This window comes from Nonomuraea aridisoli (assembly GCF_003236395.1).
GTDB lineage: Bacteria > Actinomycetota > Actinomycetes > Streptosporangiales > Streptosporangiaceae > Nonomuraea > Nonomuraea aridisoli.
Genome location: NZ_POUD01000049.1, coordinates 21,256 through 42,742 on the forward strand (window position 1 = coordinate 21,256; position 21,487 = coordinate 42,742).

Genomic DNA, 21,487 nt, shown 5'->3' on the forward strand with positions numbered 1-21,487 from the left:
ACTGTGGCTGATGCTGGGGCGCCCAACCGCCGCTGTTCCATCTGGGGTCCGTCACCTACATCACCTGGTCTGGCTGGCGCGCAACTCGGCCCGCACAGCCGGAGTCAGCACCTGACCGGCGCGTTCCACCATCAGGGTCATCTGGTACGCCACCAGCCCCATGTCACAGTCGGGGGCCGCCAGCACCGCCAGGCACGAGCCGTCGCTGATCGACATGATCAGCATCAGCCCGCGCTGCATCTCCACGATCGTCTGGTTGACCGCACCACCCTCGAACACCCGCGCGGCACCCTGTGTCAGGCTCACCAGCCCCGACGCGATCGCGGCCAGCTGATCGGCCCGATCCGCCGGAAAACCCGCCGACGCCGCCAGCGGCAGCCCGTCCGACGAGACGACCACGGCGTGCGCGACGCCGGGGACCGTGCTGACGAAGTCGGTGATGAGCCAGTCGACGCCGCGTGCGGCGTGGCTCAGGTCGTTCATGCGCCCTCCTCTCTGTCACTGCTGTTCGGGCCGGGGCGGCCCGGGGGGCCGGAAGAGAACGCCCTGCCCTCGGTGATGTCGTCGCGCGCCGCCCGGAAGCCCTGCTGGAAGCTCGACAGGCGGTTGCGCACCCGGTCGGGCGAGACCGCCGGCATCGGGGTCACGCCCTTGGGGGACGACGAGGTGTCCGCCGAGCCGGGCACCAGGTTGGCCTTGGGCACCCGTTTGGGCAGGCCCGAGGCCGTCGATCCGTCGCGTACCGGCTCCACGACCGCCTCCGCAGCGCTCCAGCCCGCGTCCGCCTTCGAGGAGCCCCAGCTCGCGCCGTCGCTGCCCCGTCCGAACCAGGCGGACTCCACGGCCGCGAAGATCGGCAGGTAGTCGTCGCCGGCGGACGCGGGCGGTACCGCCGGTATGGGGCCCGTGGCGCCGGCGTCGGGGTCGGTGAACTCGAACCCCGGCCGCTGCGGCGGCATGGTGTCCTTGCCCCAGCCGCCGGGCGGCGGCTCGGGCACTGGTCGTCTGGGCAGGCCGCTGTCACCGTTCCACCCTCCGCGGACGTCCGGTCCGCGAGGCGGGGACCAGACGTCGGCGGGCTCGAACGCGGCGCCGGGCGGCTCGGCCGGCCAGCCGCCGGGTTCCCCGCGCCACGGCGGCGTCCCCCAGCCGCCTCCGTCGGGATTGGACGGGAACGACGGGTGACCGGGGCCGATCGTCAGCGGAGGCGGGATGTCCGTGACCGGCGGCGCCGGGTGCGGCCCCGAGTACGGCTCGTCCCTGGGCCCGCCGCCTCCGGCCCCGGCGAAGGCCGGCGGCTGCCCGGCGTACGGCACCCCACCCGGGCCACCAGACGGGCCACCGGACGGGCCACCGGACGGGCCGGACGGCAGCGCGGGCGGCTCGTGCCCGGCGAACGACGGCGGCTGGTTGCCCGAGAAGGACGGCATCCCGGTCAGCGGGGAGGCCTGGGAGCCCAGCATGTTCTCCGGGATCAGCACCATCGCGGTCAGCCCGCCGGAGCTGTGCGGGCGCAGCTGCACCCGGATGCCGTGCCGGTGCGCCAGCCTGGCGACCACGAACAGGCCCATCCGCCGCGACACCGACACGTCCACGTCGGGGGCGTCGGTGAGCCGCTCGTTGGCCTGGGCCAGCTCCTCCTGCGTCATGCCGATGCCGGAGTCGGTGATCGACAACATCACGCCGCCGCCGTCGATCCGGCTGCCGGAGACGGTCACCCTGGTCTCGCGCGGGGAGAACGACAGCGCGTTCTCGACCAGCTCGGCGAGCAGGTGGATGACGTCGTTGACGGCCTGCCCGGCCACCGACACCCCGTCGGGCACCTGGAGGACGACGCGCTCGTAGTTCTCCACCTCCGACAAGGAGGCGCGGGCGACGTCGACCAGCTTCACCGGCTGGCTCCAGCGGCGCGGCGGCTCCTGGCCGGCCAGCACCAGCAGGTTCTCGCTGTTGCGCCGCATGCGGGTGGCCAGGTGGTCCAGCTTGAACAGGTGGCCGAGCCGCTGCTCGTCCTGCTCGCCCTGCTCCAGGCCGTCGATCAGGGTGATCTGCCGCTCGACCAGCGTCTGGCTGCGCCGCGACAGGTTCACGAACATCGCGTTGACGTTGCTGCGCAGGCGCGCCTCCTCGCCCGCCAGCCGTACCGCCTCGCGGTGGACCTCGTCGAAGGCCCGCGCCACTTCACCGATCTCGTCGTGGGTGTCCACGCTGATCGGGATGACGGGGCCGACGTCGCCGTCGCCGCTCTCGCGCAGCTGCCGTACGGTCTCCGGCAGCCGCTTGCCGGCGATGGCGAGGGCCTCGCCGCGCAGCCTGCGCAGCGGCCGGATGAGCGAGCGGGCGATGAGCGAGATGATCGCGGTCACCACGACCAGCAGGAGGAGGATGAGACCGCCGGAGATCATGGCCGAGCGGTTGGCGCCCTCCTCCAGGGCGCGGGCGCGCAGGATGACGGAGGAGGACAGCTCCTTCTCCACGCTGCGCAGCGCGTCGATCTTGCCGGTGCTGACCTCGACCCAGGTGGCGACGTCCTGGTCGGGCCGGACGCCGATGCTCAGCTCCTTGCCCTCCTCCGATTGCGCCATGGCCCGCAGCCGGAACAGGTCGGTCTGGTCGACGTCGCGGCCGACGACCGTGTTGCGGTAGAGCTCCAGCTGGTCGAGGGTGGCGAGGGTGGCGAACAGCGTCTCCTCGCTCTCCTCACGCGACTTGGCGTCGGTGAGCGCGTCCAGCTCGCCGCTGTCGAAGCCCTTCTTGTCCAGCGCGCTGGCGAGGACGCCGCGCTGCTTGGACGCCTGTTCCTTGGCGCGGGCGATGGCGGCCATCGCGCTCGCGCTGTCGGCCACCTCGTCGTCCACCGCCACCTGGCCGACCTGGTCGTGGAACTGCAGCAGCGCCGAGATGATCTGCGAGTACTTCTGGATCGTCGGCAACGGCTGGATCTTGCCGTTGACGGCCGTCTCCCGCAGCGTCGGCACCTCCTCCAGGCGGCGCAGCACCGGGCGCACGGCCTCCGCGTGGGTGTCGGAGAGCGCGTTCGCCTGCTGCTGGGCCTCCTCGATGAGGCCGTTGACGCGGCTGTAGGTGGTGCGCAGCTGCGCCTCGCGGTTCTCGGGCCGGCCCTGGGCGATGTAGAGGGCCGTCTCGTCCCGTTCGAAGCCGAGCTCGTGGGTGACGGCGCCGATCTGCTGGCTGAGCTCGGCGACCTCCCGGAGGTTCTGGTACGTGTGGGCGTCGTTGAGCGAGGTGACGACGTTCAGCCCGCCCAGACCGACGGCGACGGCCGTAGGAACGACGATCAGCGCGATGAGGCGCGACCGCACGTGCCAGTTGCCCAGTGCGAACCTGCGCGCGGACGGTTTGGGCGGCCGTCGCTTCTGATGGCCGTGCGGCTCGCGGTCAGCGGAAGCTTCAGCGCTCTGCGTTCTCACTTGCCTTCGCAACCTCTCGCCCCGGAGGGGAATTCTCGGTGACCGTGCAGGTAAATGCAGGTGGGGCAATATCTCGTTCGAGACAAGCGCCATTTGAGCACACGGACCGACAAGCACCAACCACTACTAGTGCCACATTGGGGCCTTTATCCCTGGATGTCCAGAAAATAGGACGGAATCGGTAAACATGCTTCTATCTGGCGAAACAGGCAATAACAGAGTGCCCACGAGGCCGAACACGACTCGCGGAAAGATCAGGCAGCAGGCACGTCAGTAACTCAGGTCCCGTCAGTCACCTCATTCCCCAAATCGGACATACATTACGTCCATCTGCGGTTGTCAAATTTTCACGATATAGCCGTAAACCGGCATTGCAACCGCAAGTGTCATTTTCACGATAATGACCGGCAATTTGGTGCTACGGTCGATCTCTGTCGTGCGTCAGGCACACAGCCCCCGGGAGCAGAAGCCACCCGGTCCCCCCTGGCTCCATCCGAAGGGAGTCCCTGACATGAGGCTTGGCCGTTCCGCCAGGGCCGCCATCATCGGGTTCGCTTTGACACTCGGCGTCGCGGCGTGCAGTTCTGCCGGCACCACCACCGCGGCCCCACCCTCCGCGGCCGCCGGAGGACTGGAGAAGACGCAGATCAAGGTCGCCACCCTGCCCGCCATCGACAGTGCCGCCCTTTACGTCGCCATCGACCAAGGGCTTTTCGAGAAGGAAGGTCTGGAGGTCACCCCGCAGGTCGTCCAGGCCGCACCGGAAGCCATTCCCATGCTGGTCAAGGGTGAGATCGACGCGATGTTCGGCAACTACGTGTCGATGTTCGCCGCCCATGACAAGCAGGCGCTGAAGCTGCGCATCCTGGCCGAGGGCTCTCGCGCGGCCCCCGACTCGCTCAGCATCATGGCCCTGCCCGACTCCCCCATCAGGACGCCGAAGGACCTGGAGGGCAAGACGATCAACGTCAACGTGTTGCGCAACTTCCAGGAGCTGGCCCTGGCGCAGGTCCTCAAGGCCAACAACGTCGACCCCGCCAGCATCAAGTACGTCCAGGTGACGTTCCAGAACATCATGCCCTCGTGGAAGGGCGGCCAGATCGACGCCGCCTACCTGGGCGAGCCGCAGGTCACCGCGGCCGTCTCCACGATGGGCGCGCGCAAGATCCTCGACCCCGCCTCCGGGCCCGCCGCCGAGTTCCCCATCTCCGGCTACGTCAGCACCCAGGAGTGGTACGACGAGAACCCGAAGGTGGCGGCGGCCTTCCAGCGCGCCATCCACAACGCGGCCAAGCTCATGGAGAACAACCGCGAGGTGGTGGCGAAGGTGCTGCCGAACTTCACGCAGATCGACGCCGCGACCGCGGCCACCGTGACCTTCCCCTACTTCTCCAGCAGCGACAACCCGGTCCGCCTGCAGCGGGTGGCCGACTGGATGCTGGAGGCCAAGTGGCTGTCGAAGGCCATCGACGTCGAGTCGCTCATGTCTCCCACCACCTCAGGGTGAGCGCCGAGACCCTGGCCCCCCTCCGCCCGGTGTCGCCGGCCACCCGCTGGTCGCGCCGGGCGGCCGGGGCGCTCGCCTTCGCCGCGCTGATCGAGCTGGTCAGCCGCACGGGGCTGGCCGATCGGGAGTTCCTGCCGCCCGCGACGGAGATCGTCTGGCGGGCGGTGATCCTGGTGACCGACGCCGACTTCCGCACGCACGCCCTGACGAGCCTGCTCGCCTGGGCGATCGGGCTCGCCGTCGCGGCGCTGATCGCGGTGCCGCTCGGGCTCCTGCTCGGCAGCGTGCCGCTCATCGACGCGGCCACGCGCTCGGTGGTGGAGTTCCTGCGGCCGATCCCGTCCGTGGCGCTGATCCCGCTGGTGGCGCTGGTGATCGGCACGGGGCTGCAGCACCGCGTCGCGCTGGTGGTCTACGCCTCGCTCTGGCCGATCCTCTACAACACGATGTACGGCCTGCGCGGCGTCGACCCGGTGGCCAAGGAGTCGCTGCGCTCGTACGGCTTCGGGCCGCTCGCGGTGCTGCTGCGCGTGTCGCTGCCGTCGGCGGCGCCGTTCATCGCGACCGGCGTCCGGCTGGCCGCCGGGGTGGCGCTCATCCTGACGGTCAGCACCGAGATCGTGGCCGGGCGGGGCGAGGGCATCGGCGTGTTCATCTTCTTCGCCGGCATCGCGGTGCCCGCCCGCATGGACGCCATCCTGGCCGGGGTGTTCTGGGTGGGGCTGTTCGGGGTGCTGGTGAACGCCCTGCTGGTGGCGGCCGAGCGGCGGGCGTTCCGCTGGCACCACGCCCAGCGCGGGGAGGCCGGATGAGGGGCACGCGGACGACCGTGTTCCGGATCACGGTGCTGGCCGTGCTGGTCCTGGTCTGGGAGGCGGCCACGTGGCTGGCGGGCAGCGCGTTCTTCCCGCCGCCCAGCACGATCGTGACGCGGATGCACGCGATGTGGTTCTCCGGCCCGTTCGCCACGTTGTTCCTGACCGACGCCGCCATCGGGGACATCCTGCCCAGCCTGGGCCGGATGGCGCTGGGCTTCGCCGGGGGCGCGCTGGCCGGGGTCGTGCTCGGGCTCGCGCTGGGCCTGTCGTCGCGGGTGTACGACTACCTCGACGGCGTGCTGCAGTTCCTGCGCGCGATCCCGCCGCCGGCGCTGGTCACCGTCTTCCTGGTGGTGTTCGGGTTCGGGCTGCGGATGCAGCTGGCGTTCATCATGTTCAGCATCGTCTGGCCGGTGCTGCTCAACACCGCCGACGGCGCCCGTTCGGTGGAGCCGCTGCACCTGCAGACCAGCCAGGTCTTCCGGCTCTCGCGCGGCGAGCGGCTGCGGCGGGTGGTGCTGCCGTCGGCGCTGCCGAAGATGTTCGCCGGGTTGCGGCTGGCGTTGTCCTTGTCGCTCATCGTCATGGTCTTCTCGGAGCTGCTGCCCGGCACCACGAACGGCATCGGCTTCCAGCTCACCAGCGCGTACGCGACCTTCGACCTGCCCGCCATGTGGGCCGGGATCGTGCTGCTCGGGGTGCTGGGCTACCTGCTCAACGAGGTGTTCCTGGTCGTCGAGCGGCGGGTGCTCGCCTGGCACCACGCCGCCCAGCAGGTCGTGATCTGACGTGCGGCCGAGCCGGTGGGGGGCGCCGGTGAAAATGGCGGCGCCCGGGGGAATCGGCTCGGCGGCCCGCCCGATGAGCGCAGCGCATGGCAGCCGCTCGCGCCCGCCGGTAGGATTCTGCCCAGAATAGGTTTACCTGACTGACATGTCCATCATTTCCCGCTCCGCTAGAGTCATTTCCGACTCCGAAAAGTTGCGGTTTCGCGGTCTCGCCCCCCAAGGACATCCATTGCTCGAGATAGACAACCTTTCTCATGTGTACGGCGGCGGTACTCCCAACGCGCACCACGCCATCGAAGGGCTCAACCTGAGCGTCGCCGCGGGCGAACTGCTCTGCATCGTCGGTCCTTCGGGCTGCGGGAAGTCCACGTTGCTGCGCTCCATCGCCGGCCTGATCAGGCCCACGGGCGGACAGGTCAGGATCGAGGGCCAGGTGGTCCGGCAGACACCGGACAATCTCGCCGTCGTCTTCCAGGACTACAGCCGCTCGTTGTTCCCGTGGATGTCGGTCGAGGACAACGTGGCGTTGCCGCTGCGCCGCAGGAACCTGGACAAGCGCCAGCGGCAGGAGGCCGCGAAGGAGGCGCTGGAGTCGGTGGGCCTGGCGGGCGCAGCCCGTAAATACCCGTTCCAGCTGTCGGGCGGCATGCAGCAGCGGGTCGCGATCGCGCGGGCGCTGGCGTACCGGCCGACGCTGATGCTGATGGACGAGCCGTTCGGCTCGGTGGACGCGCAGACCAGGGAGGACCTGGAGGATCTCGTGCTCCAGGTCCGCGGCCACCACCAGATGACGATCGTGCTCATCACGCACGACATCGACGAGAGCGTCTACGTGGGCGACCGCGTGGTGGTGTTGTCGAAGGCGCCCGCGCACGTGGTGGGCGACCTGAAGGTGCACCTGCCGGGGCCGCGCGACCAGATCTCCACCCGGGAGCACCCCGACTTCGTGCACCTGCGCGCCGAGGTCGGCCGCCTCGTCCGCGGCCACGCCACCGTCTGACTCCCGCTACCCGGCGGCGTGCGGGGCGAGCAGGTCGTCGAGCCCGACGCGCCGCAGGAAGCGCTCGCGGACGCGGTCGGCGACCTCGCTGACCTCCTCCGAGCCGTCGTTCGCCGGGTCGACGTGCACCCGGAAGGGACGCGTGCCGTGCGGGGCGTCGACGACCCGGACGACGGCGTCGGCGACCATCGACACGTCGGCGCCGGGCGGCTGCAGGGCGGCCAGCCGCTCCCCCACCTGCTCCATCAGCCCGCCGTACCGCTTGTCGTAGGCCGGGACCACCGTCTGGTCGGAGGGGTGACCGGCGTTGGCGAAGTGGCGGGTGCCGATGGTGAAGGCGCCGGGCACCACGATGGTCGTCTCGATGCCGAAGCGGGCGAGCTCGGCCGCGTACGACACCGCCAGCGCGTCCGCCGCCGCCTTCGCGGCGAAGTACGGCCCGAGGTACGGCGGCGTGCCGCCTCTGGTGGAGCTGGAGCCGATCCACAGCAGCAGGCCGTGTTGCCGCTCGCGCAGGTGTGGCAGGACCGCCCGGTTGAGCCGCTGCGCGCCGAGCACGTTGGTGTCGTAGACGGCGGCGAGGTCGTCGGTGGTGAACGCCTCGGTGGGCCCCAGCACCATGTGGCCGGCGTTGTGCACCACCACGTCGATCGTGCCGGCCTCGGCCAGCACGGCGCCGACCGCCGCGTCGACCGACTCCTGCGACAGCACGTCGAGCTCGACGGTGCGCAGGTCCACGCCGTGTTCGCGGGCGTAGGCGGCGGCTTCGGCGACGCGCGGGGCGTTGCGGCCGGCGGTGGCGCGCATCGCCGCGTACGCGGTGTGGCCGGCGCGGGCGAGGGCGCGCGCGGACAGCGCGCCGAAGCCGGAACTCGCGCCGGTGATGAGGATGGTCTTGCTCATGAGTGCTCCCTGGAAAGACCGCCCGGGGCGGCGATCATCGTCATCTCCAGGGTGCACCGGATCGGAGGGCGGCCATACGGCTCAGCCCGGGGTGGCCGACCCCAGATTTCCGGGAAGACGAGAGAACCCGGCACCCTCGTCCGGGTGCCGGGTCGACAATGCTTCACGACCTGGCCGGCCTACACGGGCGTGTGCATGTGCCGGGTCAGGGCGTGCTCCACCAAGGTGATCAAGGTGGACTTCACCGACTCGCGCTGACGGGCGTCGAGCCGCACGATCGGGATGTGGCCGCCGATCGACAGCGCCTCCCTGATCTCCTCCTCCTGGTGGGCGAACTGGCCGTCCCAGCCGTTGATACCGATGACGAAGGGCAGCTTGGCCTCTTCGAAGTAGTCGATGGCGGGGAAGCTGTCGGCCAGGCGTCGGGTGTCGACCAGCACGACCGCGCCGATGGCGCCGCGCACGAGGTCGTCCCACATGAACCAGAACCGGTGCTGTCCGGGCGTGCCGAACAGGTAGAGGATCAGGTCACGGTCGAGCGAGACCCGGCCGAAGTCCATCGCCACGGTCGTGGTCGTCTTGTTCGGCGTGAGGGAGACGTCGTCGACGTGGGCGGAGGCGTCCGTCATGACCGCTTCCGTGGTGAGCGGCAGGATTTCGGAGACCGCTCCCACGAACGTCGTCTTGCCCACGCCGAAGCCCCCGGCCACGACGATCTTCGTCGAGGTGAGGCCGGGGCTAGAGCCTGCGAAGTCCACTGAGCACCCTTTCGAGCAAGTTGAGGTCCGGCTTTCCCGCGTCCAGCGCAGGCTGGTGCACGCGGATCAGGCCCTCCGACGCCATGTCGGCGATCAGCACCCGGACCACGCCAAGAGGCTGGCGTAAAAGGGCGGAGATCTCGGCAACCGACCGGACGTTCCGGGTCAGCTGAATGATCGCCTGATACTCCGGACTTAGTAGGGAAATGTCTTGGTATTCCGACGTCACGGAGGACACCAGTGCCTCCATGGCGAACTTCATCCGCGGCGCGGTGCGCCCCCCGGTCACGGCATAGGGCCGTACCAGGGAGCTCTGCTTCTGCGAACGGGGAGCCGCCGAATGCGGCGGAGTGCTATCACCAGCCCAACCCTGCTGACCTGACACCATCTTCTCCTGTCATCCGCCCGCTAGCGCGGGCGGGCCGCTTGCAGTTCGGCGCGCACGGCGGGCGTCAGAACCTGCCCGGCTCGTTCGACCAGCAAGGTCATCTGGTACGCCACCAGGCCCATGTCACAGTCGGGGGCAGCCAGGACGGCCAGACAGGACCCATCGCTGATCGACATGATCATCAGCAGGCCGCGCTGCATCTCGATGACGGTCTGCGTCACCATACCGCCCTCGAAGACCCGGGCGGCGCCCTGAGTCAGGCTGATCACGCCGGAGGCCACGGCGGCCAGCTGGTCGGCCCGGTCCTTGGGGAAGCCTTCGGAGTAAGCCAGCGGCAACCCGTCAGACGACACCACCACCGTGTGAGCGACGCCTGGCACGTTGTTCACGAAGTCCGTGATCAGCCAGCTGATACCGCGCGCTCCCTGGCTCATTTCTCTCATTTGTCCTCCTCATACTCTTCTCCCCGGGTGAACGCCCGGCCTTGCCGGACACCCTGCTGGAAGCTGGAGAGCCGGCTGCGCAGCCGTTCGGGCGAAATCTGCGGTGCCGGAGACGCGATCGGGGGCTCGGCGAGGCTGGCCGTACCCGGCACCAGGTTCGCCTTGGGGACGCGGCGGGGCAGACCGGACGCCGTCGTCCCGGCCTGCTGGGGCTGGGCGGCGGCCTGCGCGGCCTGGAAGCCGGAGTCCGCGGGCGAGGACCACGACGCTCCCGCGCCCGACTGCCCGGGCTTGCGCTGCGGCAACGACGACTTGCCGGGCGTGCCACCCGATGGCGCGGCGGCCGGGGGCGCGGACGGCTCCGCCGGCACGGCCGGGTGGACGGCCGTGATCTCGTGCTCACCCTCGGACTCCGCGTCGAGACGCTGCCTGAGCACCTCCGGGTCCGGCTTGCGGAACCAGTCGGAGCCGACCGACGAGAAGATCGGCAGGAACTCCTCGCTCTGCTCCTCCATGGGCGAGTTGCGCACGACCGGCAGCGGGCCGGTCATGTCCTGCGAGGAGTAGTTGCCGGAGCCGAACGGGTTGTAGGCCTCGCGGCCGTTCCGGTCGTACTGGTCCGCCGGCTTGGGCTCCTCCCCGAACACCGAGCGGTAGAACTCGTCGGGCTGCGACTGCGGACGGCCGTCCGGGTCGAACAACGACCTGCGCGGCGCCGGCTCGGAGAACGACGACCGCTGCGGCTCGTCCTGGGACGGCGGCTCCGTCGCGAAGGACGGCCAGCGCGGCTCGTCGCCCTGGAACGGCGGCGGCTGCTCGGCGAACGACGGCCACCGGTTCTCGGCGAACGGCGCCGGCTCGGCCGCGCGCGGCGCCTCCTCGGCGAACGACGGCCAGCGCTGCTCGCCGAACGACGGCGGCGCGGCCGCGGGCGGAGCCTCGTCCGCGAACGACGGCCAGCGCGGCGCGTCCTGAGCGGGCTGCGGCGGCGCGTCCGGGAACGGCGCGGCCTGCGGCTGGGCGTCCGCGAACGGCGAGGACTTCGCGTCCCCGAACGGTGAGGGCTTGGCGTCCCCGAACGGCGAGGGCTGCTCACCGAACGCGGCGGGCTGCGGCTCCCCGAACGACGGCCAGGGCCCAGAGCCCGGCGCGGGCACCGACTCCGGCCACTCCGTGTCGACGGCGGGGTTCGGGCCGTCGAAGGACGGGTGCGAGCCGTTCGGCGACGGGTGCGTGAGCTGCCTCGGGTCGAACGTGGTGAACGCCTCGTACTGGCCGCCCTGCGGGGCGGTGCCCTGGCCGCCGCTGATGAGCACGTCGGGCAGCAGCACCATGGCGCTCAGGCCGCCGCCGTCGCGCTGGCTGAGCTGCACCCGGACGCCGTGGCGCAGCGCCAGGCGGCCGACCACGAACAGGCCCATGCGCCGGGAGACCGACACGTCCACGACCGGCGGGTTGGCCAGGCGCCAGTTGGCCTCGGCCAGCTCCTCCTGGGTCATGCCGATGCCCAGGTCGTTGATCGCGACCAGCACGCCGCCCTCGGCGGGCGCGCTGGTGACCTGGACCTTGCTCTCGCGCGGGGAGAACGAGATGGCGTTCTCGATCAGCTCGGCGAGCAGGTGGACGGCGTCGGTGACGGCCGGGCCGACGATGAGCGTGCCGGACGGGATCTGGATCTGCACCCGTTCGTAGCCCTCGACCTCCGACAGCGAGGCGCGGGCGATGTCGACCAGCGGCACCGGCTCACTCCACTTGCGCGCGGCCTCCTGGCCGGCGAGGACCAGCAGGTTCTCGCTGTTGCGGCGCATGCGGGTGGCCAGGTGGTCGAGGCGGAACAGGTTCGCCAGCCGCTCCTCGTCCTCCTCACCCTGCTCCAGGCCCTCGATGAGCTGCAGCTGCCGTTCGACCAGCGTCTGGCTGCGGCGGGAGAGGTTGACGAACATGGCGTTGACGTTGGCGCGCAGCTTGGCCTCGTCGCCGGCCAGCCGGATCGCCTCGCGGTGGACCTCGTCGAACGCCCGCGCCACTTCCCCGATCTCGTCGCGGGTGTTGACGCCGATCGCGGGCACTTCGGGGATCTGCGCGCCTTCACCCTGCTCGCGCAGGATGCGGACGGTCTCGGGCAGCCGGGTCGTGGCGACCTGGAGCGCCTCGGCGCGCAGCCGGCGCAGCGGGCGGACCAGCGAACCGGCCACCCGGGTGGTGATGATCAGGACGAGCAGCAGCAGCACGAGGATCAGCGCGCCGGAGATGATGGCGTTGCGCTGCTCGGTGTCGCTCAGCTCGCGGGTGGCGCCCACGATCTCGGTGGCCAGCGCGTCCTCCACCTTGCGGACGGCGTTGGAGGTCTCGGTGGTGGCCTCGTACCAGGAGTTGAGGTCGCGTCCGGTGGCCGTCTGCGGGGTGGTGACGTCGAGGTCCACGATCCTGTCGTACTCGCTCACCTGGGCCAGCGCGCGCTGGCGCATGGCGTCGGCGAGGTCGACCTGCGGTCCCCTGACGCTGTGCCGGTACTGCTCGAGGTCCTCGGAGTCGGCCTCGGCCTCGAAGCTCGCGAGCTCGGTCTGCTGCCTGTTCCACGAGCCGAGGAAGTCGGCCCAGTCGGCGCTGTCGACCTTGCGCTGCGCCAGGGTGACGATGAGGATGATCTGCTGCCTCGACAGCTCCTCCTTCATGCGCTGGAGCGAGCCCAGCGCGGCCACGTCACCCTGCAGGTCGTCGTCGCTCACGCCGTCGCCCAGGTCGCCCTGGATCGAGGAGAACACGTCGATCATCGTGCTGTAGGTGCCCATGGCGGCCCGCGGCGGCACGTTGCCGACCATGGACCCGCGAAGGCTGTCGAGACCGTCGAGCCAGCGGCGCATGTTCTCCACGCCGTCCTGCACGCGGACCGAGTGGGTGGCGTCGATGACCGTGGCCGCGTCGAGCGCCTGCTGCTTGGCCCGGTCGGTGGCCTGCCGCTGGGTCTTGAGCTGCACGAAGCGCTGGGCCCTGCGGCGGTCGGCGACGTACCACGCGGTGAGCGTGCGTTCCTTGCCGAGCTCGTGGTTGAGCGCGCCGATGCGCTGGACCAGCTCCGCGACCTGGCTGAGCCGGCGGTACTCGGCGCTGGTGCCGATCGCGTCGGCCAGCTGGACGCCCGCGAGCAGCACGCCCACGACGGTGGGAATGAGGATCAGCGCGATCAGCCTGGAGCGCACACGCCAGTTCCCCAGCTGGAACCGTCCGCCTGTGTACTCCCCTGACTTCGTGTGTCTGGGGTTTTCCGTCCTCACTGACTCTCGCAACCTCTCGCCGGTACGTGCTCGAAAAAAATCAGACACGCGTGGGGCGCATGGGATTCTGTCCGGCTGGGTAATTGGAACACAACCCGTACCAGATCGGCCAACCGAACATATCCCATCACATGCGTCCAAAGAGGCACTTTGGTCGCATAACGCCGTACACGTTTTCAGGCGGGCCGGAACGAATCCCGCTCAGCCGGTGCCGCGTGCTTCACCATCAGGTGGCGGGTCACCGAATACTCCTGCACCGCTTCCTGGCTCATGTCCTTGCCGAAGCCGCTGCCCTTCACGCCGCCGTGCGGTGCCTCGCTGGCGATGGGCAGATGGTCGTTGACCCAGGTCACGCCCACGTCGAGGCGGTGCGAGACGCGCATGGCGCGCGCCACGTCACGTGACCACACCGACGAGGCCAGGCCGTACCTGGTGTCGTTGGCGAGCCTGACCGCCTCGTCCTCGCCGTCGAACGGCAGGGCCACGAGGACCGGACCGAAAATCTCTCCCTGGACGATCTCGCTGTCCTGGGCGGCGTCGGCCACCAGAGTGGGCGGGTAGAAAAAGCCGGGGCCCCCGATCGGGGAGCCGCCCTGCAGCACGCGCCCGGAGGCCCGCGAGACGAAGCCGTGCACCCGGTCGCGGTGCGCCGACGAGATCAGCGGGCCGATGTCGGTCGCCGGGTCCCAGGGGTCGCCGACGGTGATCCCGGCGAGCGTCTCCCTGAGCGCCTCCACCGCGTCGGCGTAGACCTCCCGGGCGACGTAGACGCGGGTGGCCGCCGTGCAGTCCTGCCCGGTGTTGTACGTCGCCCCCATGGCCACGCCGTGGGCCATCTCCGCGAGGTCGGCGTCCTCGAACACCAGCGCCGGCGCCTTGCCGCCGAGCTCCAGGTGGACCCGCTTGAGCGTGGCGGCGGCGCCGGTCATCACGGCCCGGCCGGTCTCGGTGGAGCCGGTGACGCTGACCATGTCGACGCCCGGGTCGGTGACCAACGCCTGGCCGACCTCCGCGCCGCCGGTGACCACCCGTACGAGCCCGGCCGGCGCGCCCGCCTCGGCGAACAGCTCGGCCAGCCGCAGCGTCGTACGCGGCGTCTGGGGGGCCGGCTTGATCACCACCGCGTTGCCCGCGGCCAGTGCCGGGCCCACCTTCCAGATCGCCATGACGAAGGGGAAGTTCCACGGCGCGATCGACCCCACCACCCCGACGGGGCGGCGCAGCATGACGGAGGTGTAGCCGGAGCTGAACACCCCCGCCCCCGAGCCCTCCAGGGAACGCGCGGCGCCGGCGAAGAAGCGCAGGTTGTCGGCGGCGAAGGGCAGCTCGCCGTCGCGGAACACCGCCGCCGGCTTGCCGGTCTCCTCCACCTCCAGCCTGGTCAGCTCCTCGGCCGCGGCCTCCACGAGGTCGGCGGTCCGCAGCAGCACCCGCGCGCGCTCGCCCGGGGTGGCCTGTGACCACTCCTCGAACGCCGCCCGCGCCTCGCGTACGGCGGACGCCACGCCCTCCACCGGCGTGTCCGGAATTTCGGCACACGGGAGCCCGGTGGCGGGGTTGATCAGTTCACGCATCGGAAGACTTCGTCCTTCGGATCTTGCTACTGGCCGAGCTGCTCGATCAGGTCGGCGGCCTTGCGCAGGCCGTCGCGACGCCGGATCTCCTCGCCCGCGGCGGCGAGCCTCTCCCGCATCTCGGTGTCGCCGAGCAGCCGGTCGAGCGCGCCCTTGAGTTCCTCGTCGGTGAAGGCGTAGGTGGAGAGCCTGACGCCGTAACCGAGCTCATCGACCCTCTGGGCGTTGTCGTACTGGTCCCAGAACAGCGGCAACAGGATCATCGGCTTGCCGAAGTGCAGCGCCTCGGTGGTCGTGTTGTTGCCGCCATGGGTGATGACCAAGTCACACAGTGGAATGATCTTAGTCTGCGGAAGGAACTCCGCGCCCCACATGTTGTCGGCGAGCTTGATCTCTTCGTGCAGCGGGCCCTTGGAGACGATGTACTGGTGCGGGGTCGTGGCCAGCACGTCGATCACCCGCTGCATCAGCTCCACGTCGGAGGAGCCCAGCGAGCCGAGCGAGAAGTAGACCAGCGAGCCCTCGTTGCGCTGGAACGGCAGCGTGAACTCCTCGTCCGTCTCGCGCACCGAGGAGTCGAGGCGGTGCCACGTCGGGCCCAGCGGGCGGGCGTCGGTGTAGTCGAGGATCTCGGGGTAGACGTAGAGGTTCAGGTCGCCCTCGTGGATGAAGTCGAGGTCGGGCAGCGGCTCGGTGCCCTGCTCGACGCACCACTCGTTGTAGGCGGTCCACAGCTCGCGGTGCGTGCGGTCGTACTCCGCGCGGAAGGCGTCCCACTCGGAGCGGTCGTCCATGGGCAGCCCGGAGAAGACCGGCGGGATGTTCTCGCCGCGCACCTCCAGCGGGTTGCAGGAGACGATGCGGACGAACTTCTTGCCCGCGGTCAGCAGGGCCGGGAAGGTCAGGACGTTGTCCTCGACGATCACGTCGGGGTTCACCCGCTCGATGATGGCCTTCAGGCGCGGCTCGCAGTACTTGGCGCCGTCGATCAGCTCCGCCCAGATCGGCTTGGTGACGGTCTCCAGCTGCTCCAGCGTGCTCTTGCGGTACTCGGGCGCGGTCTCGCGGATGAAGTCCTTCCAGAACTGGCCCGCGTCCTGCTCCTCGGCGTCCTCGGCCGGGGGCGCGAGGTCCACCAGGTCCTCCTCGAAGCCCAGTGCCTCGAGCTTGCCCTTCCAGGACGACTCGGCGGCGAAGACGACGCGGTGGCCACGGCGGCGCAGGATGTCGCCGATGCCGACGCAGTTGTTGGTCGGGCCGTAGGCGCTCTCCGGCATGAACAGGATCGTGAGTGACATCGCAACTCCGGGGGGACTCATCGAATTGAACGGGAATTCAAAAACGGATCTAGCGTGAAGGTCAAGTAACCGGCACTATGGTCACGGCTAACTGAACGGCAGGCCAACGAGTGAAGGTGGTGGTGGTGGCTCAGCGCAAAAGCCGTAGCGACCGGCGCATCGATTTGATCGACGCCGCGCGCAGGGCCATCATCCGTCATGGCATCGACGGCGTTCAGCTGTCGCACGTCGCCGAGGAGGCCGGTCTGACCTCCGGCGCCGTGCTCTACCACTACCCCGACCTGCGGGAGCTGCTCGTCGAGGCCCAGCACGCCGGCATGGAGCGCTTCTACGAGCAGCGGCTGCGCCAGCTCGCCAAGCTCACCGACCCGGTCGAGAAGCTCGTCGTCACGATCCGCTCGGGATTGCCGACCGGGCCGCTCGACCCGGACGTGCGCCTGCTCAACGAGCTGGGCGGCGCCGCGGGCCGCAACCGCGTCTACGGCGTGCTGCTCACCTCGCTCTACGACCGCCAGGTGTCGATGTACCAGGCGATCCTGGACACCGGGGCCGCGCTCGGGGTGTTCCGGCTGAGCGGCGACTCGCTGACGATCTCGCGCAACCTGGTGGCGTTGGAGGACGCCTACGGCTACCGCATCACCGCCAGGCACCCGCTGATCGGCCCGGACGAGGCGGCCGAGCTGATCCTGTCGTACGCGCGGGCGGCCACGGGCAACGACCTGGCTCACTGATCGACCGCCATGACGACCGCGTCACGCGCCTCCCAGCGCACCTTGACCTTGGCGCCCGGCCGCACCGCGGCGGCGCCCTGCACGGCGACGAGCACCGGCTTGGCGTGGCCGGGGACGTCCACGGAGACGTGCGAGACGCCGCCGTAGAAGCTGACGTCCAGCACGCTGCCGGCCAGGCCCCTGGTGGCGTTCTCGTCGGCCAGCTCGATCTTCTCCGGCCGGACCGCCAGCAGTGCCTGCGCTCCTGCCGTCAGCTCGCTCAGGGGCGTGCCGGGCAACATGCCGAACTGCTCGCTCCTGATCCCGTCGAGGCCGCCGGCGGTGCCGGTGAAGAGGTTGTTGGCGCCGACGAAGTCCGCGACGAACGGCGAGCTCGGGCGCTCGTACAGGCTGATCGGCTCGTCCACCTGGCGGACCTTGCCGCTGTCGAAGACCGCGATGCGGTCGGCCAGCGACATGGCCTCCTCCTGGTCGTGCGTGACGACCACGAACGTGATGCCGACCTCGTTCTGCAGCCGCTTGAGCTCCAGCTGCATGTCGGCGCGGACCTTCTTGTCCAGGGCCGACAGCGGCTCGTCGAGCAGCAGCAGGCGGGGGCGCTTGACGATGGAGCGGGCGAGCGCCACCCGCTGGCGCTGGCCGCCGGAGAGCTGGGCCGGCTTGCGCCCGGCGTGCGCCGACAGGCCGACGGTCTCCAGCACCTCGCCGACGCGCTGCTTGATCTCCTGCCGGGGCAGGCGCTCGCGCTCCAGCCCGTAGGCGACGTTCTTGGCCACCGTCATGTGCGGGAACAGCGCGTACGACTGGAACATGAGACTGATCGGCCGGCGGTTCGGCGGGCGGGACAGCAGGTCCTCCCCGTCGAGCGTGACCTTGCCGGCGTCGGGCGTCTCGAACCCGGCGACGATGCGCAGCAGGGTGGTCTTGCCGCAGCCCGAGGGCCCGAGCAGGGCGAAGAACTCGCCCTGCCCGATCTCCAGCGAGACGTCGTCGAGCGCGATGACGTCTCCGAACCTGCGGGAGACCCCGTCAATCCTGAGCACGCGGCTCCCTCTCCCCGATCTTGGTCAGGCGCTGACCGGCGATCACCGCCGTGAAGCTCACCAGGAGCAGGATCGCCGCCAGCGCGTTGATCTCCGGGGTGACCCCGAAGCGAACCATGGAGTAGATGACGATCGGCAGCGTCGGATCGTCGTTGCCGATCGTGAAGAACGCGATCACGAACTCGTCCAGCGACAGCGTGAACGCCAGCAGCGCGCCCGCGACGATGCCCGGCGCGAGCTGCGGCAGCGTGATCTTCATGAACGTCGTCACCGGCCCGGCGCCGAGGTCACGTGAGGCCTCCTCCAGCGAGGTGTCGGCCCCGGCGAGCCGGGTGCGGACCACCGCCGCCACGAACGCCATCGCGAACAGGGCGTGCGCCAGCACCACCGAGTACAGCCCGAGCGTGAACTGGATCATGCCGTAGAAGACCAGCAGCCCGATGCCCAGCACCACGTCCGGCAGCACGGCCGGCATCAGCGCGACCGAGTCGAGCAGCTTGGAGTTGGTGTGGCGGGCCAGGCCGACGGCCAGCAGCGTGCCGAGCACCGTGGCGATCACCGTCGAGGCCGCGGCCACCATGAGCGTGTTGATCAGGCCGTCCCTGACCCGCTCGTCGCCGGCCAGCTCGCCGTACCACTTGAGGCTGAAGCCCTCGAAGGTGTACGCCGACTCGCCGGCGTTGAAGGACATGACGACCAGCACCGCGATCGGCAGGTACAGGAAGACGTACGACGCCCAGAACGGGATGTACAGCAGCTTCGACCTACGCACGGCGGGCCACCCACGACTGCGCGACGAGCAGGACCACCAGGACCACGATGAGCGCCAGCGCCAGCGTCGAGCCGAACGGCCAGTCGCGCGCCTTGAGGAACTGGTCCCGGATCAGGTTGCCCACCATGATCGACTTACTGCCGCCCAGCATCTCGGGGATGACGAAGTTGCCGAAGCTCGGCACGAACACGAACAGGCTGCCGGTCAGCACGCCGGGCATGGTGAGCGGCAGCGTGACCTTCCTGAACGTGGTGAACCCCGAGGCCCCGAGGTTGGCCGAGGCCTCCGTGAGCTGCGGGTCGAGCCGGTCGATCGCGGCGTACAGCGGCAGCACCATCAGCGGCAGGTACGAGTACAGCAGACCCGTGACGATCGCGCCCTGGGTGTAGAGCACCTCGATCGGCCCCAGCCCGAACACCTTCAGCGCGCTGTTGACCAGCCCGGGGCCGCTCAGCAGCATGATCCAGGCGTAGGCCCGGATGAGGAAGTTCGTCCAGAACGGCAGCACGATGGCCACCAGGGCGACGGTCTTCCACTTGCGCGGCAGCCGGGCGATCACGTAGGCCGTCGGGTAGCCGATCAGCAGGGCGATCAGTGTGGTGAGCGTCGCGATCTTCAGCGAGTCGACGACCACGCCCAGGTAGAGCGGGTCGAGCAGCCGCTCGAAGTTCTCGGTGGTGAACTCGTAGACCACACCGCCGAACCGGCCCCGCCGGAACACCGTGGTGCTCAGCAGCAGGGCCAGCGGCACCAGCATGAACACGACGAGGTACGCCAGCCCGGGCGACAGGAACACGAACGCGCCCAGCCGGCGTCCGCGTGAGCGGGCCACCGACCGGGCCTTGACCTCGGACTTCACTACAACGACAACTACTTCGCCTGCACGTCTGCCGACAGGCGGGTGTACTTGGTGGACGCCTCGCCGAGGTCGATGATCGACTCACCGTTGAGCAACTCGGCGGGCGTGATGCCGAGCAGCGAGCCCTCGGCGATCTTCACGCGCTCCATGGCGGCCTTGTTGGGCACCTTGTAGTTGATGTTCTCGGCCGCCCAGCTGTGCACCTCGGGGTCGAGGATGTAGTTGATCAGGGCGTGCGCGGCCTCCTTGTTCTTGGAGGACTTCATGATCACCATGGTGTCCACCCAGAGGTCGCTGCCCTCCTTCGGCACCACGAACTTGATGTTGCCGGACTTGTCGGTGGTCGGGCACCAGCCGTCCCACGCCTCGACCATGAGGGCCTCGCCGGACAGCAGGCGGTCACCGAAGGTGGTGTCGTCGTAGGTGAGCAGGTGGGGCTTCTGCTCCATCAGCAGCTCCTTGACCTTCTCGATCTCCTCGTCCTTGTCGGTGTTGACCGAGTAGCCGAGGGCCTTGATGGCGGGCAGGGCCAGCCAGCGCTCGGTGGTCATCATCGTGACCTTCTTCTCGGCCCAGGCCGGGGGCTTCAAAATATCGTTCCAACTCGTCGGCGGAGTCTTCACGAGGTCGGACCGGTAGCAGATGCCGGTGGTGCCCCAGGTGTAGGGCACGGAGTACTTGTTGCCCTTGTCGTAGGAGAGCTGGGTGGCCTCGGGGTAGAGGTTGGCCAGGTTGGGGATCAGCTCGGGGTGGATCGGCTCCAGCAGGCCCTGCTCGTTGAGGGCCTGGGCGTACTGGCCGGAGACGAACGCCACGTCGATGCCGCTGTCGCCGGAGGCGGTGAGCTTGGCCATCGCGGTCTCGTTGGTCTCGTGGAGCTGGATCTTGATGTCCTGGACCTTGAGCTTCTCCTTGACCCGCTGGGCCAGCTCTTCCGGCAGGTAACCGTCCCACACGGTCACCGCGAGGCTCTGCTTGGTGAGGTCTGCGTTGGGCTTGAGCTGTTCGGCCGTCACCGTCGTCGAGTTGGAGCCTGATGACGACTCACCGCCGCACGCCGCTACGGCGAGCGCGAGACCGACCACCGCCGCGGTGGCCGGGAGACGACGGGTGAACCGGGTACGGGACACGGCCGCTACTCCTTCTGAAATTAGCGATGTAAGAGGGGTCGCGCGACCTTACCGGGCACGGCAGACCAGAGATGGAGTGTTGCAGCAGATATCAACATCGGCAAGACTTTTCGGGACATTGCTACCAGGATGTTTGGTTCTTCAGTTGAATTGGGATTCAATAACCGCGCGCTTGATCTCACTCGGTGAGAGGCCCCTCACGGCCCGAGATCGCGGGCTCTCCGCGGCCCTTGTCGGGGTGCTGGCCGACGACCCGCCGCCGCCGCCGCCGTTCGTGGTCCGGCGTTTTCTGCCTTTGCCCACTTTCTCGCACCATGAGGGTGCTCGCGACACTGGGGTCCCAGGTGAACGGGACTTCGGGCCGCACGTCGACCAGACGAACCATTCGGTGGTCGTGGGCGAGAGCGTGGTCGTGAAGTGGCTCACCCCGCCCGCGCCGCTGCCGCATCCGGCGCTGGACATTTTCCCGCATCTCGTCGCTGCGGGGTTCCGCGGCACCGCGCCGCCGTACGCGGCGCTGACCGCGGTGCTGGACGGGCGCGAGCACCTGCTCGCCCTGGTGACGGGCTATCTGCCCGAGGCGCGGGACGGATGGGAGTGGTGCGTGGACGACGCGGAGGCCGGCCGCACCGCCTTCGCCGCCGACCTCGGCCACCTCACCGCCGACCTGCACCTCGCCCTGTCCACGTTCCCGGAGCCGCTCGACCCCGAGCCCCGCGTCGCGGGCGGCCGGGCGCCGTCCGCCGGTGGCGTGCTCGACGCGGGGGGC

Annotated in this window: 19 protein-coding genes; 6 read left to right on the plus strand and 13 right to left on the minus strand. The window is 69.7% G+C overall.

The window, feature by feature from the left end:
* Window positions 1–60: 60 nt before the first annotated feature.
* Together C1J01_RS14435 and C1J01_RS14440 are read right to left on the minus strand one after the other, a co-directional pair.
* Window positions 61–483: a roadblock/LC7 domain-containing protein gene (locus C1J01_RS14435; protein WP_111179471.1), complete on the minus strand. Its 423-nt coding sequence runs from the start codon at window positions 481–483 to the stop codon at window positions 61–63.
* The gene (locus C1J01_RS14440; protein ID WP_181448746.1) at window positions 480–3,323 is read right to left on the minus strand and encodes a sensor histidine kinase; all 2,844 of its coding nucleotides are present in this window, start codon (window positions 3,321–3,323) and stop codon (window positions 480–482) included. The genes C1J01_RS14435 and C1J01_RS14440 overlap by 4 nt, the downstream gene beginning before the upstream one ends.
* 619 nt (window positions 3,324–3,942) lie before the next feature.
* Between C1J01_RS14440 and C1J01_RS14445 the strand changes: the two genes are divergently transcribed.
* The 4 genes from C1J01_RS14445 to C1J01_RS14460 all read left to right on the plus strand — a co-directional run bounded on the left by C1J01_RS14445 (window position 3,943) and on the right by C1J01_RS14460 (window position 7,544).
* On the plus strand, window positions 3,943–4,938 hold the full coding sequence (locus C1J01_RS14445; RefSeq protein WP_181448747.1) for an ABC transporter substrate-binding protein: 996 nt from the start codon (window positions 3,943–3,945) through the stop codon (window positions 4,936–4,938).
* The gene (locus tag C1J01_RS14450; RefSeq protein WP_235854441.1) at window positions 4,935–5,750 is read left to right on the plus strand and encodes an ABC transporter permease; all 816 of its coding nucleotides are present in this window, start codon (window positions 4,935–4,937) and stop codon (window positions 5,748–5,750) included. Before C1J01_RS14445 ends, C1J01_RS14450 begins: the two co-directional genes overlap by 4 nt.
* Window positions 5,747–6,544: an ABC transporter permease gene (locus tag C1J01_RS14455; protein WP_111179474.1), complete on the plus strand. Its 798-nt coding sequence runs from the start codon at window positions 5,747–5,749 to the stop codon at window positions 6,542–6,544. The genes C1J01_RS14450 and C1J01_RS14455 overlap by 4 nt, the downstream gene beginning before the upstream one ends.
* A 229-nt stretch (window positions 6,545–6,773) precedes the next feature.
* Complete coding sequence (locus C1J01_RS14460; RefSeq protein WP_220039912.1) at window positions 6,774–7,544, plus strand: ABC transporter ATP-binding protein; 771 nt, start codon at window positions 6,774–6,776, stop codon at window positions 7,542–7,544.
* 6 nt (window positions 7,545–7,550) lie between these two features.
* On the opposite strand, the gene C1J01_RS14465 is transcribed toward C1J01_RS14460, so the two are convergent.
* From C1J01_RS14465 to C1J01_RS14495, 7 genes are all read right to left on the minus strand, one after another.
* Entirely contained in the window at window positions 7,551–8,447 is an 897-nt protein-coding gene (locus tag C1J01_RS14465) for an SDR family NAD(P)-dependent oxidoreductase (RefSeq protein ID WP_111179476.1), read from the minus strand.
* A gap of 179 nt (window positions 8,448–8,626) precedes the next feature.
* Complete coding sequence (locus C1J01_RS14470; RefSeq protein ID WP_111179477.1) at window positions 8,627–9,205, minus strand: GTP-binding protein; 579 nt, start codon at window positions 9,203–9,205, stop codon at window positions 8,627–8,629.
* Window positions 9,186–9,593 carry a DUF742 domain-containing protein gene (locus C1J01_RS14475; RefSeq protein WP_235854442.1) on the minus strand — a complete coding sequence of 136 codons (408 nt, stop codon included), beginning with the start codon at window positions 9,591–9,593 and terminating at the stop codon, window positions 9,186–9,188. The genes C1J01_RS14470 and C1J01_RS14475 overlap by 20 nt, the downstream gene beginning before the upstream one ends.
* A gap of 20 nt (window positions 9,594–9,613) precedes the next feature.
* Window positions 9,614–10,036, minus strand: coding sequence for a roadblock/LC7 domain-containing protein (locus C1J01_RS14480; RefSeq protein WP_020546551.1), 423 nt, complete (start codon window positions 10,034–10,036; stop codon window positions 9,614–9,616).
* Window positions 10,033–13,236, minus strand: coding sequence for a sensor histidine kinase (locus C1J01_RS14485; RefSeq protein ID WP_146615590.1), 3,204 nt, complete (start codon window positions 13,234–13,236; stop codon window positions 10,033–10,035). Before C1J01_RS14485 ends, C1J01_RS14480 begins: the two co-directional genes overlap by 4 nt.
* Window positions 13,237–13,487: 251 nt before the next feature.
* Window positions 13,488–14,885: an aminobutyraldehyde dehydrogenase gene (locus C1J01_RS14490; protein ID WP_111179479.1), complete on the minus strand. Its 1,398-nt coding sequence runs from the start codon at window positions 14,883–14,885 to the stop codon at window positions 13,488–13,490.
* Between the two features lie 26 nt (window positions 14,886–14,911).
* Entirely contained in the window at window positions 14,912–16,183 is a 1,272-nt protein-coding gene (locus C1J01_RS14495) for a glycosyltransferase (RefSeq protein WP_111179480.1), read from the minus strand.
* 125 nt (window positions 16,184–16,308) lie between these two features.
* Here C1J01_RS14495 and C1J01_RS14500 point away from each other — a divergent pair, with 125 nt between their 5' ends.
* On the plus strand, window positions 16,309–16,914 hold the full coding sequence (locus tag C1J01_RS14500; protein ID WP_235854443.1) for a TetR/AcrR family transcriptional regulator: 606 nt from the start codon (window positions 16,309–16,311) through the stop codon (window positions 16,912–16,914).
* Here C1J01_RS14500 and C1J01_RS14505 read toward each other — a convergent pair.
* Genes C1J01_RS14505 through C1J01_RS14520 form a run of 4 tightly spaced genes read right to left on the minus strand, consistent with a single transcriptional unit; the run spans window position 16,908 to window position 20,718 of the window.
* A complete protein-coding gene (locus C1J01_RS14505) occupies window positions 16,908–17,957 on the minus strand; it encodes an ABC transporter ATP-binding protein (RefSeq protein ID WP_111179481.1) in 1,050 nt (349 codons plus the stop codon). The genes C1J01_RS14500 and C1J01_RS14505 overlap by 7 nt on opposite strands.
* Window positions 17,944–18,729: an ABC transporter permease gene (locus C1J01_RS14510; protein ID WP_111179482.1), complete on the minus strand. Its 786-nt coding sequence runs from the start codon at window positions 18,727–18,729 to the stop codon at window positions 17,944–17,946. Before C1J01_RS14510 ends, C1J01_RS14505 begins: the two co-directional genes overlap by 14 nt.
* Window positions 18,722–19,588, minus strand: coding sequence for an ABC transporter permease (locus C1J01_RS14515; RefSeq protein ID WP_235854444.1), 867 nt, complete (start codon window positions 19,586–19,588; stop codon window positions 18,722–18,724). The genes C1J01_RS14510 and C1J01_RS14515 overlap by 8 nt, the downstream gene beginning before the upstream one ends.
* A gap of 11 nt (window positions 19,589–19,599) precedes the next feature.
* Window positions 19,600–20,718, minus strand: a complete 1,119-nt coding sequence (locus tag C1J01_RS14520) for a polyamine ABC transporter substrate-binding protein (RefSeq protein WP_111179483.1) — start codon at window positions 20,716–20,718, stop codon at window positions 19,600–19,602.
* A 388-nt stretch (window positions 20,719–21,106) separates the two neighbouring features.
* Here C1J01_RS14520 and C1J01_RS14525 point away from each other — a divergent pair.
* The coding region (locus tag C1J01_RS14525; protein ID WP_220039913.1) for a hypothetical protein at window positions 21,107–21,487 on the plus strand (381 nt) is incomplete at its 3' end.